Below are 18,664 nucleotides of genomic sequence, written 5' to 3' on the forward strand. Positions count from 1 at the left end.
TGCTGGTTACTCTCCTTCAACCCGCATGATGCTCGCGACACCGCGGACGGTGTCGAGGTTCCGCAGCGCCTCGACGGTTCCGCTGAGGGCGGCGTCGTGAGCGCGGTGAGTGACGACGACGAGGCTGGCCTCGCCGTCCTTGCCCGTCTGGCGCACCGTGTCGATGGACACGCCGTGCTCGGCGAAGACCGTCGCCACCTGGGCGAGGACACCCGGCTTGTCGGCCACGTCGAGGCTGATGTGGTACCGCGTGACGACCTTGCCCATCGGGCTGACGGGCAGCTGGGTGTACGCGGACTCGCCGGGGCCGCGCGAGGCGGCGAGGCGGTTGCGGCAGACGGCGACCAGGTCGCCGAGGACGGCGGAGGCGGTCGGCGCGCCGCCCGCCCCGGGGCCGTAGAACATGAGCTGCCCGGCGGCCTCCGACTCGACGAAGACCGCGTTGTACGCCTCGCGGACGGAGGCCAGCGGGTGGGTGAGCGGGATCATCGCGGGGTGCACCCGGGCGGTGACCGAGGCGCCGTCGGCGGCCCGCTCGCAGATGGCGAGGAGCTTGATGGTGCAGCCCATCCGCCGGGCCGAGGCGATGTCGGCGGCGGTGACCTCGGTCATCCCCTCGCGGTAGACGTCGTCCAGGCGGACCCGGGTGTGGAAGGCGATCCCGGCGAGGATGGCGGCCTTGGCGGCCGCGTCGAACCCCTCGACGTCGGCGGTGGGGTCGGCCTCCGCGTACCCCAGCGCGGTGGCCTCGTCGAGCGCCTCCTGGTACCCGGCGCCGGTGGAGTCCATCTTGTCGAGGATGAAGTTGGTGGTGCCGTTGACGATGCCGAGGACGCGGTTGACCTTGTCGCCGGCGAGGGACTCGCGCAGCGGGCGGATCAGCGGGATGGCACCGGCGACGGCGGCCTCGTAGTAGAGATCCCGGCCGTTCACCTCGGCGGCGGCGTGCAGGGCGGCGCCGTCCTGGGCGAGGAGCGCCTTGTTGGCCGAGACGACCGAGGCGCCGTGTTGGAAGGCGGTGGTGATGAGGGTCCGGGCGGGCTCGATGCCGCCGATGACCTCGACCACCACGTCGATGTCGCCGCGTTTGACCAGCGCGGTCGCGTCGGTGGTGACCAGGGAGGGGTCGATGCCCTCCCGGACGCGGTCCGGGCGGCGGACGGCGACCCCGGCCAGTTCGACCGGGGCGCCGATCCGCGCGGCGAGGTCGGCGGCGTGCGTCGTCATGATGCGCGCCACCTCTGAGCCGACTACCCCACAGCCAAGGAGCGCCACCTTCAGCGGACGCGTACGCATCATCCGACCTACGCCTTTCATCAGAGCCTCAGCTCCCGGATTAACTCAGTTGGTCCAGTCTCGCCCACCCGTCCGGAGTTTCTGTACGAAGTCCGGATGGTGAGACGAGTATTTCATCAGCCGACATCGAGACGCAGGAGATCCTCCTCCGTCTCCCGCCGCACGACGACGCGCGCCGAGCCTTCGTCCACGGCCACGACGGGCGGCCGCAGCGCGTGGTTGTAGTTGCTGGCCATGGAACGGCAGTACGCGCCGGTGGCCGGTACGGCGATCAGATCACCCGGCGCGAGGTCCGCGGGGAGGAACGCGTCGCGCACCACGATGTCGCCACTCTCACAGTGCTTTCCGACCACCCTCACCAGCATCGGCTCGGCGTCGGAGGCGCGCGAGACGAGGGAGACGGTGTACTCGGCGTCGTAGAGCGCGGTGCGGATGTTGTCCGACATCCCGCCGTCGACCGAGACGTACGTCCTGAGCCCTTCCAGCGGCTTGACGGTGCCCACCTCGTACAGCGTGAAGGCGGTCGGCCCGACGATGGCGCGGCCCGGCTCCACCGAGATGCGCGGCGTCGCGAGCCCGGCGGCCTCGCACTCGCGGGTCACGATCTCGCCCAGCGCCTTGGCGATCTCCTGCGGCTCGCGCGGGTCGTCGTCCGAGGTGTACGCGATGCCGAGGCCGCCGCCGAGGTCGATCTCGGGCAGCTCGACGCCGTGCTCGTCGCGGACCTCGGCCAGCAGCTGCACCACCCGGCGGGCGGAGACCTCGAACCCGGCCATGTCGAAGATCTGCGAGCCGATGTGCGAGTGGATGCCGATCAGTTCCAGGCCGTCCAGCTTCAGCGCCCGGCGGACCGCCTCGGCGGCCTGGCCGCCGGCCAGCGCGATGCCGAACTTCTGGTCCTCGTGGGCGGTGGCGATGAACTCGTGGGTGTGCGCCTCGACGCCGACCGTGACCCGGATCTGCACGGGCTGGCGCACTCCGAGCTCGTCGGCGATGTGCGCGACGCGCACGATCTCCTCGAAGGAGTCCAGCACGATCCGGCCGACCCCGGCCTCGACGGCCCGGCGGATCTCGGCGGGCGTCTTGTTGTTGCCGTGGAAGGCGATCCGGGCGGCGGGCATCCCGGCGTCCAGCGCGGTGGTCAGCTCGCCGCCGGAGCAGACGTCGAGGTTGAGCCCCTCCTCGTGGAGCCAGCGGACGACGGCGCGGGAGAGGAAGGCCTTGCCCGCGTAGAACACGTCGGCGTCGGCGCCGAAGGCGTCGCGCCAGGCGCGGCAGCGGGCCCGGAAGTCGGTCTCGTCGAGGAAGAAGGCAGGGGTGCCGAACTCCTCGGCGAGGCGGGTCACCGGGAGCCCGCCGACGGTCAGCACGCCGTCCTCGTCGCGGCTGACCGTACGGGCCCAGACCTTGGGGTCGAGGGCGTTGAGGTCGTCGGCCGGGGCGCTGTAGTGGCCCTCGGGCAGGACGTCGGCGTGGCGGGGCCCGGCGGGGTGGGCGGAACGGCTCATGATGCGGTCTCTCTCACGGTCACAGGTGGTCGGGTGCGCTGATGCCGAGCAGGGACAGGCCACCGGCGAGCACCGTCCCGGCGGCTTCGGCGAGCGCGAGCCGGGCGCGGTGGGCGGCCCCGGGTTTCTCCCCGCCACGGGGCAGCACGTCGCAGCCGTCGTGGAAGTCGAAGAAGGCGTCGGCGAGCGTGACCAGCTGCCGCGCGAGCCGGTCGGGCGCGCCCTTGCGCGCGGCGGCCGCCAGCACGGCCGGCTGCTCCCCGAGCAGCCCCGTGAGCACCCGCGCGGCGGACCCGGCCACGGGCCCCGCCTCGGGAACGAACCCGAGCGCGGCCCCGTTGGCCACCAACGTCCGGCTCCGGGCATGCGCGTACCGCACCCGGAAGAGCGGATTGCCTGCCCGCTGCTCCAGCACCTCGGCGCCGTGCGGCACGTCGTGCGGCGCGGCGTGCAGCAGCGCCCACCGGAACCCGTCCGCGCCGAGCAGCGCCTCACTCTGCCGCTCCGGATCGGCGGGCACCGGCACCGCTCCCCCGCCCCGCACAATCCCGCCCTGCGCCCGCACCAGCCGCCCGGCCGCCTCCGCGACGAGCAGCGCGCGCACCTCGGTCCCGTCCGGCAGGCGGACGGGCGCGGCCGCGCGCAGGGCGTCCCCCTCGCCGTACTGGGTCCCTTCGGCGGCGATCCGGGCGACCAGGGCGCCGACGGGGTCCCCGGCGAGCGTCACGTTCAGAAACCCGGGCCCGGTCACCTCGACCCCGGCGATCCCGGGGGCGGCGACCAGCCTGCCGCGCAGCACCTCGGCGACCTCCCGCGGCGGCCTGCCCGCCTCACGGGCCAGCCGCAACGCCACATTGCTCGCCCACTCCCCCGCCCCACCGGGCCCCGGCCGCTCCACCACCACCCGCTCAGGCACGACGACCGCGAGCTCTCCCCCGTCCACTGCAGAACGCACCGCGCTGAGCACGGCACGGGAGAGGTCGGCGGGGGTCACAGGGCAAGGGTAGGGAGATGGGGGGCGCTGAGGCGAATTGGTTCCGGATGGTGGGCTGGGTGGGGGCTCGCGCCCGGCGCGGCCCCGGTCTCAGCCCTGGGCGCGTCCCGCACCCTCGGGGAACTCGCCTTCGTCCTCGTCACCCCGGTCACCGGAGTCCTGGGCCTCCGGCGCCCTGCGCCGCTCCCGCAACTGCCCGACGACCCGCACCAGCTCCTGGGGGTCGAACGGCTTGGCAAGGAACGCGTCCACCCCGGCATCGGCCGCACCCTGGGCGACCCCGCCCCCGTCGCACCCGCTGACCATCACGATCGGCACGTCCCGCGTCCGCTCGTCGGCCCGCAGCCGCGCGGCGGTCCGCACCCCGTCGAGCCGGGGCATGACCACGTCCAGCGTCACGACGTCCGGCCGCACCCGGTGTACCACGTCCAGGCATTCGGCACCGTCGACCGCGGTCACCACCTCGAAGCCCTCCAGCTCAAGGTTGACCCTGATCAGTTGCCGAATCACCTTGTTGTCGTCGACGACAAGCACTCGGCCGCACATGCCTGGCACACCCCAGAGAGTAGGACGCCCCCTCCCCCGCCGCCCCTGTTTTCCGCACTTCCGCCCCCTGCGGGTGACCCGCCACATCCCACCGCGAAACCCGTTCCGACCCACCCCCGACAAGCTGGTAGTGTTCAACCCGTCGCCGAGCAACACCGGCGGACGCCCCCGTAGCTCAGGGGATAGAGCAACGGCCTCCGGAGCCGTGTGCGCAGGTTCGAATCCTGCCGGGGGCACTTTGAACGAAGTGCCCAAGACCCCGTCGTCAGCGGAAACGCTGAGGCCGGGGTCTTCGCGTATGTGCCGCTGGGTACGCCCGAAGCGAGCACAGCCGCGCCTTCGGTACGTCGCGGGGCAGCCGATGAGCCCCCCTCCCCAAGTGTCTGCGCGAGCGCCCAGGGCGGGCGCCGAGGCGGCCTCTCGGGCTCGGGGAGGTGTGGGCGCCGGAGATCGTGCGGGACGGGGGGTGGTACTACATCTACTTCACGGCGGGGCGCGGGGCCGCTCACCGGATGTACGTGATCAGTTCGGGCCAGGCGGACCAGGGGTACGGCGCCGAGACGAAGCTGGCTCTGCCGGACGACAAGTGGGCCATCGACGGGACGCTGTTCACCTTCGAGGGGCAGCGGTGGTTCGTCTGGTCGGGGTGGGAGGGCGACACCGACGTCGAGCGGAACCTCTACCTCGCGCGGATGAACAGTCCGACCGAGCCGGCCGGCCCGCGGTACGTCATCTCACAGCCCCGGGAGAGCTGGGAGCGGGTGGTGGGGAACCCGTTCATCAACGAGGGGCCCGAACCGGTCGTGGACCCGAACGGACAGCTCCACATCGCGTACTCGGCCAACGGGAGTTGGAGCGACCAGTACTGCATCGCCGATCTGCGGCTGCGGAAGGGCGGCGACCCCACGTACGTCTGGGACTGGTACAAGTCCAACGGCTGCCTCTTCGGCTCGCACCGGGAGACGATGATGCAGGGCTGGGACCCGACGCTGTACGTCGACGGGCCCGGGCACCACAGTTTCGTACTGGTCGACGGGGACATCGGGACGAGCCCGCCCGCGGGGCCGCGGTTCCCGTCGATGTTCCACGCCCTGCCGAAGGGGACTCCGTACGCGTGGGAGAACCGGTACTGGTACACGGGCACGTTCGCCTGGTGGGGCGAGACGCCGTACCGGCGGAGCGGGGTGCCCGGGGCGGAGAGTGACACCGGGTGGAGTCCGAAGTACTTCGAGTAGGCCAGTAGGCCCCGCCTTCACCTGGCCAGGAGGTCTCCGAGGAGGGCTCTGCCCTCGAGCCAGTTCTCCAACTCCGAGGCGGCGTTGAGGTGGCCCTGGCTGCCGACGCTGACGTGGAGCTGGGGAACTGGTCGGTCAGACGGAGGACGCCTCGGGGCGACGGGCTCCGGAGCTGGCGGCCCAGCGATCACGCAGAGCCCGCTACCGTCCCTGCCTCCAGAAGGAACGGGCTCGGCTCTCCCGTCCAGGAGACGTACAGCCCGTCCCGGGCCCGGGTGCAGGCGACGAAGAGAAGGCAGCGTTCAGCGAGCAGGTCCGTCTCGTGCTGAAGGCCGTCGATCTCGGGTGGCGTGATCGCCTTGGGATAGGGGAGCGCGCCTTCGCGCACGCCGATGACGGCGACGTACCGGTACTCGAGGCCCTTGAACGCGTGCATCGTGCCGACATTGACGGCGTCGGCTGGTGCGGTGCCCCCCTGGAGACGGGCAGCGGGGATACCTGCGGCACGGAGGGCTTCGACCGCCTGGTCGCCGTTCTTCTTGAAACGGGCGGTGACACCGATCTCGGACGGCCGGACGCCGTTGTCGAGCCAGCCTCGGACTCGGGCCGTCAGGGCGGCGAGTTCGGCCTCGGAGGTGTCCGCTTGGTGGGCCTCGGGTCCGTTACCTCGAAGCGAGGAGCGATAGCCGAGCAGTGTGTCGTGGCGGGAGTCGTCGGCGAGGTCCTCGAAGGGGCGGCCATGGAGGAGCGCCGTCGACCAACTGAGGATCTCGTGGGTGGAACGGTAGTTCTTGCGCATCCGAGTGGTGCGTCCGGCCACCCTGACTCCGACACCCTTCAGGGAGACCTTGCAGTCGTAGATGCGCTGATGAGGATCGCCGGCGATGAACAAGTCGTCAGGGCGTTCGGGTGCCGCGGCCCGGAGCAGGCGCCACTGGGCGGGGTGGAGGTCTTGGGCCTCGTCGACGACGACGTGACGGTACCGGGGGCCTGTGGCGCGTAGCCGGTCGGCTGCCTCGGCGCAGGTACCGAGATAGGTGCGGAGATGGTCGGCGGCCAGCCTCTCGGTGAACTCCTGGATGGTGCGCCAGACGAGTGCCCGGGCCGAGGCGGGCAAGGCACTCCCCCGGCCCTTACGGACGGCGCCTGCGTACGCCTCGGCGTCACGGATGTCCTGGGCGAGAACCACGTGCTTGTACTCCTGGGCCAGGAACTGAGGCGTCCCGGTGTACCCGGTAGCCACCGCAGCGGCTTCCCAACGGGCAGTCTCCTCCTGCGAGCGAATCGGCCTTCGGGAGGTGGAAACGATGCGGCCGGCGAAGGAGTCGACCGTCATGATGTCGACCCGGTCCCGCAGCTCCTCGTCCTCCACCAGACCCGAGAGGCCGTTGCGCAGGGCCGCGACGAGGGACGTGGTGTAGGTGGTGAGCAGAATGCGCTCGCCCTCGCGGAGATGGCGCAGGAGGTGGCGAACACGGTGCAGGGCGACGACGGTCTTGCCGGTGCCGGGGCCACCCGTCACCTGAGCGGGGCCGGAGTACGAGGGCCGGTAGGCCACCTTGTGCTGTGAGGGGTGGAGGAAGACCCGCCATGCCTCGAAAGGCTTGTCAAGGATGTCGCGGAGCTCTTCGGAGGCGGTGACGACGGCGATGCGGGTGCGGGTGTGGCGGATGGCGGCGTCGTAGTCCGTGGGATCGACCGGCTGAGTATCGGCCTGCTCTGCGAGATGGAGGGAGACGACGTCGCGCCAGACCTCCTCCACGGTGAATCCGGCCGCCAGGTACTCGAGGACCTCACGTTGGTCCTGGGGGAAGAGCGGCGCAAAGACCTCCAGTTGTTCCACGTCGGTAAGAGCACGGGCCTGGCGCAGGGTGGTCGCGTCGACGCCCAGGGCGGCGAGGTCGCCGTCGGAGAACTTCGCGAAGAGCCGGCGCTCGGGCTCGGGTGCGATGCGCTCATACGCCGGAGTGAGCTGCTCCAGGGTGGCCATGTCGCGGATCTCTACCGCCCTGGTCACGGTGTTGATGCTGGCCTTCTGCTTCAGAGCCCAGGCGATGGCCTTGTCGTGCGGCATGGCCCTCAGCAGGACGTAGGTGTCACCGCCGTCCGGGGCCAGGACGACGCCGCGGATGCCCTGGGAGATGCGGATGGTCCGGATGGGGCTGTTCTTGTCCTTGCCCCCCGTCAGCGCTTCGAGGCGCAACCCCTTGTCCTTTCGGAGCTGATCATGGGTGAGCCGCTCGAACTTCTCCCAGGCGTCGAAGACACCTTGTCTGACCGTGGGCTGGAGCTTGTTCAGCTGGGCGCAGAAGGCGATGTCGAAGGCCAGGTGGGGCACGGGTGGGGCTCTCCTCGGGAAGGCGTGCTCGCAGGGGTGGGGCGCGTCGAGCGGTGCCCCACCCCCTCGATGGGGCCGCTGTCAGTCGGTCGCGGACTCGTCATCGGGCGCATTCTCCAGCTCCTCCAGAGCTCGCCAGGCGAGGTCGACCAGAGTGTCTCCTCCCTTGACCGCCCAGCGGGCCGGGCCCTGGTTGGCGACCGGCCGGTTCTTCCAGTCGGCCAGCTCCCACATGTGGGTGATGAGCCCGGACGGCGAGTACTGCTTGCCGTCGGCCGCCCAGAGGAGCGGCTTGGTCCGGTGGTTCAGCCACGTGGCGCGCGAGCGGCGGGGGTCCTCTTCGAGCCATTCCCTGAGAGCGGCCTGCTCCACGGGGAAGGCCGTGTGAAGGGTCAGTGGCGTCTCCTCCGGGAGGAGGCCGTGGTCGATGATGACCTTGACGGCGTTGGGCCGCCTCCGCTTCCGCTGGGTACTGGTGCGGCGGTAGGTGTCCGGAACGGGTCCGCTCTGCGGTTCCCGCAGAGCGTTGACGACGTCGTCGGCGAGCTCGCGGCATCGGTCGGCGTCGGCGCACACGGCGCGGATCTGGGACCGCGAGGTGTAGCGGGCGTCGATGGCGGCGGCCAGGACCGGCAAGAGCTGTTCGACGAGCTCAGGAGCGCGGCTCGTCGCGGACTCGGCCCAGCTGAGCCCGGGGTCGGGCTCGTCCATGGCTTCGGCGTCCAACAGGCGGAACACCAGATGCGTAAGGAGGTATACGCCGTGTTCCGTCAGGGCGGCTCCCCGGCGTTCGTAGCGGGGGCGAAGTCGGTGCAGGGTCTTGCGTACCGTACGCAGCACCTGGACGGCATTCCACACGAGGTAGGGGCTGGGCTGCGGACGGAACAGCACGTCGTAGATGCCCTGGGAGCCTCTCTCCCACAGCACGTCCAGGGTGACCGCCATACGGGCCGCGTACTGACTGTCCGAGTGGACGCAGCCGAGGGCGCAGGCGGCCTCGACGACGGAGCAGCCCGTCTCCTCCGGAGGTTCGAGTTCGCTGCGGCGGACGCTGTAGTCCAGACCGAGTTCGGCGCGCATCTCCTCCATGAGCGAGGCTTGCACCGGGTCCAGCGCGATGAAGTCGCGCGGCTCCACCTTGTTCTGCCGGTTGGTGGCCTGGGTGATCTCCTTGGCGAACTTCTCGGACTTTCCGGTGACGATGATACGGACGCCGACCTGGGCTACGGCCGCGTCGTCACCGTCAGCCAGCGCCTCCGCGACCGACCGGACGGTCTGGGCTCCGTTCACGACGCTGGCGTTGCGGAGGGTGAGCCCGAGCGGGTACCTCTCCGGAGCCCGCATGGACTGGTGGGTCTTCTCCGCCTCCTCGCAGAGCACGGTCACACCGTTGTTGAAGTACCAGAAGTTGCCCGGCTCCTCGGTCAGCGTCTGGATCAACGCGCTGTTGATGGGGGTGCGGCCGAGCGGGTTGCGGATGTTGAGGTTGAAGAGGCTGTCGCCGTGGTTGAGCCATTCAGCTACACACTCGGCCGGTACCTGCCCCTGGTAGGAGACGTGCGGCGAGCTGACCGAGTACCACGGGAAGAGTTCCGCGTCGAGATCGACCTTCTTGGGAGCGATGTCCTCGCGCACCGAGGCCCATACTTCGCGAGAGAGGATGATGCGGTGGTCGAGGACCTCGCCGTTTCGGTTGAACTCGCTTTCCCCCACCTTGATGGCCTGGCGGAAGCCCTCGGTGACGTCGTCGGCCCTCATCAGCACGATCACCTGAGTGACGGCGACGGGCCCACTCGCCATCACGGCCTTGGCCCGCTCGGCAAGTACCCGCCCGCGCGGGTTGAACTCCGCGAAGTCCTCATCATCAATGAGGCGAAGCCCGGTGAGCAGCTCCTGGACCGCGGAACGATCACTCGAAGCACGCCCGTTGGCGCTCCACTTGGCCTGGACGAGATAGACGTGCCTCTCGGGCTTCTCCACCACGGCGATGGCGTCGATGCCCTGGTCCGCCATTCCGTCGATGACGGTGTAGGCCGCCTCCTGCGGGCTCCAGCCGGTGACCATGCGCACCGCCTGCGCGGTGAGGGCGCGCGAGAGGAGCCGAGGGGTACGCTCCTGCTCGGGCTTCCCCTCCAGGTCGCCGACATCCAGCAGGCCCTCATAGGTGGTGCGCAGTGCCTTCTCCACCTGGCGCACCTGGAGTGCCACATCTGATTGGGAAGCCGAGGTCTTCTTCGCGCTCACGTGTTGTTCCCTCCCCAAGGGCCGCGCGTCTTACGTCGCTGTCACCCTTCGTAGATCGGATGATCGCACATCGTCACCCGTGTCTGCTGAGTGTTGTATCTGCGTATCAGCCCTGTTGAAGATCTGGCCCGAAGCGGATCACCGCAAGGGCATCAGCGACTTCGACGGTCAGTTCGTCGTCCGGCCCCTGGACGACCAGCAGGTCGGCGTGGAGGGGCTCAAGCAGGGCCAGGGCTTCGCCGGTGTTGCCCTGGGCGAGGAGAAGCATGGCGATGTCGCGGCGGAGGACGACGGCCTCTTCGCTGACGTCGCTCTCCGTTCTGCGCACCAGGTCGAGGACCGCGCGGAGGTCGGCCAGTGCCCGCGTCGTCTGGCCGAGTTCGGCGCGGCAGCGGGCGGCCTGGGCCCGGCAGTCCAGGGCCTGCCTGCCGGTGGGTCCGACGGTGCGGGTGTAGGCGTCGGCCAGGGCCTCGAACTCCGGCAGGGCCGCACGGAAGTCGCCACCGAGGAGCAGGCTGACGGCACGCCGGGTGCGCAGGGCAAGCACGGCTCTGTTGTCCGTGCCCACGGCGCGGGCGGCACGGTCGCCCATCTCACCGGCGACCTCGGCAGCCTGCGCGTAGCGCTCCTCGTCCATGAGGGCGTCATAGTGGACGTGGACTTCTCTGATCTCCTCGCGCAGCTCTTCGGAGAGGAGGCCGGGGGCGGGTGGCGACACCGCCGGGGCGCCCGGAACGGGGTGTGGCGGCAGTGCGGCAGCCCGCGGCCGTGGGGCGTAGGGCTGTCGGAAGAGGCGGGTGGGGTCGGGCAACTGCTCCGGAACGCCCTCCTGAGGCGCCGGCCCCTCCCCTGGCGCGGGAAGGAAGGGACGCAGCCGCTCGTACACCTCCTGGCTGTCGGCCGGGCGTCCCTCCGGGTCCTTGCGCAGGAGGTGCAGGACGAGGTCTTCGAGCTCGGTGGGCACCTCGGCGCGGAGTTGTCGGAGGGGGGTGGGTGCTTGGGTGACGTGCTGAGTCATCAGCGCGTACTCCCCCTCACCGTTGAACAGAAGCTGACCGCTGAGAAGTTCGTGGAGCACGCAGCCGAGGGCGTACAGGTCCGCTCGGGGGGTGATCTGGCCTTTGCGGATCTGTTCGGGCGACATGTACTGGTAGGTGCCGAGCAGACTGCCGGTCGCGGTCAGCTTGGTGACGTCGGTACGCAGCATGGCGGCGATGCCGAAGTCGAGGACCTTCACGGTGCCGTCGCGAGCGACGATGATGTTGGACGGCTTCAGGTCGCGGTGGACGACTGGCACGTCATGGGCCCAGGACAGCACGGTGGCGACTTGGGCCGCGACGGCTGCCGCCCAACCGATGGGAAGCAGCGGCGCTTCCTCACCGGCGGCGCGGTGGAGGTACTTACTGAGGGTGATGCCGTCCACCAGTTCCATCACCAGGTAGAAGTGCTGGAAGCTCTGGTCGAGGACGGCGTCGAAGACCTGCGGGACACCGGGGTGCTGGATGCGGGCGGTGACCCGCGCCTCGCGCTGGAAGCGCTTCTCGAACTCCACGGCCAGTGCGGGGGAGGTGACGGACTCGCGCCGGATGAGCTTCACCGCGACGGGGCGGTCCAGGACCGCGTCGTACCCGCGCCACACGTGGCCCATGCCGCCGCTGCTGATCGGCTCCAGGAGTTCGTAGCGTCCCGCAATCGGCTCCTCCGGCACTGCGCCCCACGTCCCCTAATTCTCATCCGGCGCCCGTACTGCGCCGGGGCCGGTGCTCGTCTGGTGGCTTTCAGTTTCGCGGGCGGGGTGATCTTCCGTCCAGCCTTTGCGGCATGGCCGGTGGGGCGAAGGGCGCGTACCACTCGGACAAGCTGGACGGCCTGTTCGCCCAAGGGGCGGGTGAAGCCACGCGCAGCGCGACCCTCTTCCCGCTGATGGCTGAGCCGCCCGGGGTCACGGCGTGGGATCCGGCGCGCCCCCACCGACGCGCCGGATCCGTATCCGTCGGCTAGCCCAAGCCCTCTTCGTCGCGGATCATCCGCCAGGCCGCGCGGCGGGCGCTGCGATCCAGGTTGGACTTGAAACTGGAGTCGGCGGCGAAGTAGCGGCGGCCCAGATCCGCGGTGTGCGAGATGTGATCCATCATGTTCTCGTTGAACTTCTTGTCCCAGACGACGGCGAAGTTCTCCTCGTCGTTGACGAGGGCCGCGGCCTTGACCTTCGGGTCCTCCTTGGTGGCGAGGAAGGCCGGCAGGACGTCCGCCTCGGTGAAATCGGTGCCGAACTTCTCATTGAACCTGTCGATCAGTTCGGACAGCAGCGACTTCTCGGCCTCCTGGGCGCCGCCGGTGCCGTCGCCGAAGCCCTTCAGCTCCGCAGGACCCTCGGGGTTCAGGGAGACGTCCACTTCGCCCGTCTTCACGACCCGCAGGTGGCTGAGGTCGATCTCTCCGACGTCCACGCCGCCATCGGAGCGGCGGGGCAGGCGGTTGAGGAGGTGGCGGCCGTACAGATGGAGGCGTTCCAGCTCGGCGTCCTGGTAGGGCACGATCTGGGCGAGGAAACCGTACTTGCGTACGTAGTCGTGCAGGTCGGCGCGGAAACCCTCTGCCAGCTCCACGCTGTCGTCGTCGTCCGGATCGTCCAGAAGGGCAGTGAAGCGCCCCACGGCCGGGCCCAGCAGCCGGTACAGCTCGGCGTGCAGCTTCTCCCACTTGGCCTGCGAGCCGGCGGCCTTCTCCATCGCCGCGAAGTAGGCCGCGGCGAACTCGTCCATCTCCTGCTCGGTGATGATCGGGGCCGCCATCACGCGGCCCTGGGCGGTGTAGAGGAGGTTGGGGTCCGAGGGGAGGGTCTGGGCCTCCTCGAAGTACGGGCGGAAGGCGTCCTGGATGTCCTCGGCGCCGTTGACGAAGTCCAGGACCGCCAGGTCGGCCTGGGACTTGCGCTCGGCAGTGCGGTTGAGCCGGGAAAGGGTCTGGACCGCGGAGATACCGGTCAGCTTCTTGTTGACGTACATCGTCGTCAGCAGCGGCTGATCGAAACCGGTCTGGTACTTCTCCGCCACCACCAGGATCTTGTACTCGGAGTCGCCCTTGCCGCCCGCCTTGACCGCCTTGTCGTCAGCCCGGGTGTAACCGAACGCCTTCGGCAGGGCGCTCTCGGCGATACCGCCGTTCTCCTTGGTCTCCGTGGTCTCTTCACCGTCAAGGGTGAGGGAGCCGGAGAAGGCCACAAGTACGCCGAGGTCGGGATACTTCGTGTCGTACTCACGGTCCTTGATGTAGCTCTTGATCGCGCGCGCCATCTGCACGGCCGACTGCCGGGAGGCGGTCACCACCATCGACTTGGCCCGGCCACCGATCCTCCCCCGGGAGTGGGTGACGAAGTGCTCCACGATGACCTGTGCGTGCTGGGAGACCGTGTGGTCGTGGGTGAGGGCGAAGCGGGCGAGGAGGCTGTTGGCCTTGGAGGGGTCGACTTCCAACTCGTCCGGGTTCTGGTTCACCAGCTTCCAGTACGTGTTGTAGGTGACGTAGTTGCGGAGCGGGTCGAGGATGAACCCCTCCTCGATCGCCTGCCGCATGGAGTACGTGTGGAAGGGCCGGTAGACCTCCTTGCCGTTCTCCGGGGCCGGGGTGCCGAAGAGTTCCAGCGTCTTCGCCTTCGGGGTGGCGGTGAAGGCGAAGTAGGAGAGGTTGGCGGCGCGGCTGCGCTCCACGGCCTTCTTCTTGAGCTGGTCGTCGACGGTCGCGGTGGTGGCGCCTTCGTCGTCGGAGTCGGAGTCGAGACCGAGGTCGCGGAGGGCCGAACGGACAGCCGTGGAGGCGTCACCGGACTGCGACGAGTGCGCCTCGTCGATGACGATGGCGAACCGGCCGCCCTTCAGCTCGGTCGGGTTCCGCTTCAGGTAGTCGAGCAGGGCCGGGAACGAGTGGAGGGTGACCGTCACGATCTTGCCCGTGTCGCGGGCGAGGGCGCGGGCCAGCTGCTCGCTCTTCGCGCCGTGCCTCTCGTCGATCTTCACCACCAGGCCCTCGGTCTGGGAGAAGCCACCGACGGTCTCCCGGAGCTGGGCGTCGAGGTTGCGGCGGTCGGTGATGACGATGATCTTGTCGAAGACCGGTTCGCCGGGTGCGATCCGCCCGGCTGCCAGCGCCTCGGTGTCGATGGTGCGCGGGTCGTTGCCCGCGTGGAGGTCGGAGAGGCGGTGGACGAGCCACCCGATGGTGTTCGACTTGCCGGAACCCGCGGAGGCCATCACCAGGTAGTTCTGGCCGGCGCCGTGGGTCGCCGCGTGGGCGGCCAGCTTGCGTACCGCGTCCCACTGGTGGAAGCGCGGGAAGATGGTGGAGCGGGTGGAGCCGCCACCCGGCGTGCGGTGCTTCTGCTGGTGGACGTAGCGATGGAGCAGGTCCAGCCAGTTGTCCCTTTCCAGGAGCTGCTCCCAGAGGTACGAGGTGGCATACGTGCCGAAGGCGGTCGGCACGGGATTGCCGGCGCCGCCGGGCTGGCCGGGGCCGTTCGAACCGGTGTTGAGCGGGAGGAAGCGCGTGGCCTTGCCGCGGAGCTGGGTCGCGACGAAGACGAGGTCGGGGTCGACGGCGAAGTTGGCGACGACCCGGCGGGTGAAGATCAGCTCGGTCGGGTCGCGGTCGGTGCGGTACTGCTCCTTGGCGCGCTCGACGCCCTGGCCGGTGAGCGGGTTCTTCAGCTCGGCGGTGGCCACGGGGATGCCGTTGAGGAAGAGGGCGAGGTCGAGCTTGTGCCCCCAGTCCGTCTGCTTGGTCGCGTAGGGGAGCTCCCGCACGACCGTGAGGCGGTTGGCCCGGTAGCCGTCCAGAATGGAGTCGTCGGCGACCAGGTTCGGCTTGAAGTAGGCGACGCGGATGAGGACACCGCGGTCCTTCACGCCGCTGCGCAGGACGTGGAGCAGGCCGTTCTCGGAGATGGCCTTGTCGAGCCGCTGCGCGAAGCCACGCTGGGCCTCGTTGGGATCGCCGTAGACCTGGCGGAGCTGGTGCCACTCGTCGGGCTGGGACTTGCCGATGAACTCGAAGAGTTCGCCGGTGTTCAGGCCGATGTCCGGCCGGTACTCGGCCGGGTTCCCCTCTCGCCACCCCCGCTCGCAGAGGGCGGCCACTATGGCGGAACCGAAGGCCTTCTCGTCGTGGGCGGGGCTCATGCGCGGGTGACTCCGTCCGTTACGTCGGTTAGGTTGCGGCCACTGGCGGTGGATACGTCGAACTGGCCGGTTACTGCGGCGGTGATGAGGGCTTGGCGGCGTTCGGCGAGGAGAGCCTGTTGTTTGCGGAGCAGAGCGCGCGCCTCAGCAATTACCCGGACTCCCTCTTCGACCTGCGCAACAAGCCGCTTTTGCCTTTCAAGCGAAGGGAGCGGAATGGGAAATCCCAAGATCTTACTGCTGTTCGTGGAGGCGAGATTTGTCGTCTTACTTCCTGTACTTTCGAAATAGCAGCGCCCATGAAGGGTTTGCGTGAGCAGAGAAAGATAGCGGGCGTCCAGCACCGCACTATCCGGCCGCAAAGCGAAAACATGGTTCTGATGGAGACAGTCAGGAATTTCCCCGTCCCAAACAGCTCCCCTCCCGAGCTTGTCCAGGTCACCGCCCTCCGTCATCAGCACATCACCCCGGCGCAAGGTGCAGCGATCTGCAACCGCACGCGGCACCGCGATCTCGCTAACTGAATTCAGCTCGAGTCGGCCGGCTTGGACATTTGCCACACGAAGGTAAGGGCGAGTAACCACGTCGCCCGTCACATTGCGCGCGCCGTCAACCGTAAGGCCGTTCTGAATTCGACAGAGGTAGCCCAGCTTCACCAAGGGCAGATCGCCGGGGAGGTCCGGCAGCCAGGAGTACATGGCAGAACTTGGAGCGCGACCAAGTGAGCCGGGAACCAATTCTTCAGAAATAAAAGCATAGCGCCTTTCCTGCAACTTGGCGTCCTGCTCCTCCCGCAATCCGAGCAACCTGTCGATACGCAGGGTCTCGACGTCCAAGAAATTGGCGATGCGACGCTGCTCCCCCGAACTCGGGATAGACACTAGAAGATCTCGCAAGAAGTCGTCAGGCACTCTTTGCTGCCCAGCCACTCCATACATTTCCGCCTCGCCTAGCTTTAGAAAACTATGCGTATTAACGACATAAAAAAGAAATCGAGAATCTACTCGCTCTTTCGGTCGAAGCACATGGAGTTCGGTCGTCCCAGCGCCCACCCCGCCGAGCAGTTTTCGAATGAGGACGGCGCGTCCAGCCTCGAACGTGGGAGTGATCTTCGGTACCAGGAGGTCGCCATCTTGGAAACGAGTGTAGCCTGCAGCAACTTCGCGCTTCGTGCGCTGCCGCGTAATATCTAGGCGCTCCCCCGGCCAAACTGCCTCCATAGGAAGAAACGTGACCTTCGTTTCCTCACTCAACTTCTCAAATGCCGGAGTTGAGGGATTGACATGCGCCAAATATTTCAGCCTAATCTTTTTCATTCGACGACCTCCCCCAACAGCTGCTGAACCTGTGCCTCCAGCACCTTCAGCTCTGAATCAATCTCCGCCAACGGCCGAGGCGCCTCATACACATAGAAATGCCGAGTGACCGGAATCTCGTACCCGATCTTCGTCTTCGCGTGATCGATCCACGCATCCGGGACGTGCGGCAGCACCTCGTGCTTCAGGTACTCCTCGACGTCCTCCCCCAGCGGCACGTTCTCGAAGTCCCGCAGGTCCGCGTCCGGCTCCGGCTCCCCCTTTACCCTCTGCACCTCGCCCTCCGGGTCCCGCACTCCCACCGCTTCCCGCAGCGCCTTCGCGAACGGCGCCCCGCTCGGCCACTGCAGCCCAGCCGCCACCACCGCGTCCTTCATGGCCACGAAGGCCTCGGACTTGGTCGCCCAGCTGGACCCCAGCAGCGTCCGTACAGCCCCCACGAAGGCGTCCGCGTCGGCCAGCTTCTGCACCGGCTTCGCCGCCGCCAGCGCGGTCAAGGTCTCCTCGGTCACCTCGAAGCGGAGCTTGAGCGGGCGCTCGACCGTGATGCGCTGGTAGCCGAAGGCCTCGTTGTCGAAGACCTTGACCTTGGCGTGCATGGGGTGGTCCTCGTCACGGGCGGCGTTGACGGCTTCGCCGTAGAGGCGGGTGATGTCGGCGATGTGGTCGGGGCGGCCGTTGGTGCCGTCGCCCAGTTCCTTTCGCTTGTCACCGAGGGACTTGCGCATCTTGACCCACTGGTCGCGGGCGTCCAGGAGGACGACCTTGCCCTTGTGGTCGGGGGACTTGCGGTTGGTGAGAATCCAGAAGTAGGTGGAGATGCCGGTGTTGTAGAAAAGCTGGTCTGGGAGGGCGACGATCGCCTCCAGCCAGTCGTTCTCCAGGATCCACCGGCGGATCTCGGACTCGCCGGAGCCCGCCGCGCCGGTGAAGAGCGGAGAGCCGTTGAAGACGATGGCGATACGGGAACCGCCCTTGCCCTGGGCGTCCACCGGCTTCATCTTCGAGATCATGTGCTGGAGGAAGAGAAGCGAGCCGTCGTTGATCCGCGGCAGCCCGGCGGCGAATCGGCCGGCCTCGCCGAGCGTCTTGTGCTCGTACTCAACGTCCTCCTTGACCTTCTTCCATTCCACGCCGAAAGGCGGGTTGGCGAGGAGATAGTCGAAGCGCTTGCGGGCGTGGCCGTCGTTGTTGAACGAATTGCCGGGAGCGACGTTCTCCGGGTCCTGGCCCTTGATCATGAGGTCGGAACGGCAGATGGCCCAGGACTCGGGGTTGAGCTCCTGCCCGTACAGCTCGACGTCGGCGTCCTCGTTGAACTTCTTGATGAAGTCGTCCGCCGCCGAGAGCATGCCGCCAGTGCCGCAGGCCGGGTCCATGACCTTGCGGACGGTGCCGGGGAGGGTGAGCGCGTCGCCGTCGGGGGCGATGAGGAGGTTCACCATGAGCTTGATGACCTCGCGCGGTGTGAAGTGCTCACCGGCGGTCTCGTTGGACTGCTCCGCGAAGCGTCGGATCAGCTCCTCGAAGACATAGCCCATGTTGTGGTTGGAGACGCGCTCCGGGTGGAGGTCGAGGTCGGTGAATTTACCGATCACCTGGTAGAGCAGCCCGGCGTCCTCCAGCTTCTTGACGTGCTGGCCGAACTCATAGGTCTCCAGGACCTCGCGGGCGTTCTCCGAGAAGGCCGCCATGTAGATGCGGAGGTTGTCGGCGGCCGTGTGCTGGTCGGCGGCGATCTTCTTCAGCGTCAGCGTGGACGTGTTGTAGAAGGAGTGCCCGGACGCCTTCCGGAGGAAGCTGTCGGCGTTGAAGCCCTCCAATTCCTTGTACTTGGTCGCCTCGGCGGCGACCACGTCCCGTGTCGGTTCGAGGACACATTCCAGACGGCGCAGGACCGTGAAAGGCAGGATCACCTTGCCGTAGTCCGACTGCTTGTAATCGCCGCGCAGGAGGTCGGCGACGGACCAGGCGTGGTTCGCCAACTCCGTGTGCTTGCTGCTGTCCAAGGGA

10 protein-coding genes, 1 tRNA gene and 1 pseudogene are annotated in these 18,664 nt (G+C 68.4%); 2 read left to right on the plus strand and 10 right to left on the minus strand.

Annotated elements, in window-relative coordinates; all coding sequences use genetic code 11:
• Positions 1-6: 6 nt before the first annotated feature.
• From ACFWMZ_RS06910 to ACFWMZ_RS06925, 4 genes are all read right to left on the minus strand, one after another.
• The gene (locus tag ACFWMZ_RS06910) at positions 7-1,296 is read right to left on the minus strand and encodes a homoserine dehydrogenase (protein WP_383199978.1); all 1,290 of its coding nucleotides are present in this window, start codon (positions 1,294-1,296) and stop codon (positions 7-9) included.
• A 116-nt stretch (positions 1,297-1,412) separates the two neighbouring features.
• Positions 1,413-2,804: a diaminopimelate decarboxylase gene (gene lysA / locus ACFWMZ_RS06915; RefSeq protein ID WP_383199834.1), complete on the minus strand. Its 1,392-nt coding sequence runs from the start codon at positions 2,802-2,804 to the stop codon at positions 1,413-1,415.
• Positions 2,805-2,823: 19 nt separating this feature from the next.
• Positions 2,824-3,798 (minus strand): ArgS-related anticodon-binding protein NrtL, encoded by a 975-nt coding sequence (gene nrtL / locus ACFWMZ_RS06920; RefSeq protein WP_383199837.1) that lies wholly within the window; start codon positions 3,796-3,798, stop codon positions 2,824-2,826.
• 90 nt (positions 3,799-3,888) lie between these two features.
• Positions 3,889-4,344, minus strand: a complete 456-nt coding sequence (locus tag ACFWMZ_RS06925; RefSeq protein WP_383178121.1) for a response regulator — start codon at positions 4,342-4,344, stop codon at positions 3,889-3,891.
• A 164-nt stretch (positions 4,345-4,508) separates the two neighbouring features.
• On the opposite strand from ACFWMZ_RS06925, the gene ACFWMZ_RS06930 reads away from it, so the two are divergent.
• Both ACFWMZ_RS06930 and ACFWMZ_RS06935 read left to right on the plus strand, forming a co-directional pair.
• Positions 4,509-4,580, plus strand: a tRNA-Arg gene (locus ACFWMZ_RS06930).
• A 186-nt stretch (positions 4,581-4,766) separates the two neighbouring features.
• A pseudogene (locus ACFWMZ_RS06935) lies at positions 4,767-5,579 on the plus strand (family 43 glycosylhydrolase); the annotation flags it as partial.
• Between the two features lie 187 nt (positions 5,580-5,766).
• Here ACFWMZ_RS06935 and ACFWMZ_RS06940 read toward each other — a convergent pair.
• The 6 genes from ACFWMZ_RS06940 to ACFWMZ_RS06965 form a co-directional block, all read right to left on the minus strand.
• Complete coding sequence (locus tag ACFWMZ_RS06940; protein WP_383199840.1) at positions 5,767-7,917, minus strand: UvrD-helicase domain-containing protein; 2,151 nt, start codon at positions 7,915-7,917, stop codon at positions 5,767-5,769.
• 81 nt (positions 7,918-7,998) lie between these two features.
• Positions 7,999-10,161: an AIPR family protein gene (locus ACFWMZ_RS06945; protein WP_383199843.1), complete on the minus strand. Its 2,163-nt coding sequence runs from the start codon at positions 10,159-10,161 to the stop codon at positions 7,999-8,001.
• A 106-nt stretch (positions 10,162-10,267) separates the two neighbouring features.
• On the minus strand, positions 10,268-11,869 hold the full coding sequence (locus ACFWMZ_RS06950; RefSeq protein WP_383199846.1) for a protein kinase: 1,602 nt from the start codon (positions 11,867-11,869) through the stop codon (positions 10,268-10,270).
• A gap of 289 nt (positions 11,870-12,158) precedes the next feature.
• Positions 12,159-15,335 carry a type I restriction endonuclease subunit R gene (locus ACFWMZ_RS06955; RefSeq protein ID WP_383199849.1) on the minus strand — a complete coding sequence of 1,059 codons (3,177 nt, stop codon included), beginning with the start codon at positions 15,333-15,335 and terminating at the stop codon, positions 12,159-12,161.
• Positions 15,332-16,651 carry a restriction endonuclease subunit S gene (locus tag ACFWMZ_RS06960; protein ID WP_383199852.1) on the minus strand — a complete coding sequence of 440 codons (1,320 nt, stop codon included), beginning with the start codon at positions 16,649-16,651 and terminating at the stop codon, positions 15,332-15,334. The genes ACFWMZ_RS06955 and ACFWMZ_RS06960 overlap by 4 nt, the downstream gene beginning before the upstream one ends.
• Complete coding sequence (locus tag ACFWMZ_RS06965; protein ID WP_383199858.1) at positions 16,648-18,660, minus strand: N-6 DNA methylase; 2,013 nt, start codon at positions 18,658-18,660, stop codon at positions 16,648-16,650. The genes ACFWMZ_RS06960 and ACFWMZ_RS06965 overlap by 4 nt, the downstream gene beginning before the upstream one ends.
• Between the last annotated feature and the right edge of the window lie 4 nt (positions 18,661-18,664).

It is taken from the genome of Streptomyces sp. NPDC058373 (genome assembly GCF_042723275.1).
GTDB lineage: Bacteria > Actinomycetota > Actinomycetes > Streptomycetales > Streptomycetaceae > Streptomyces.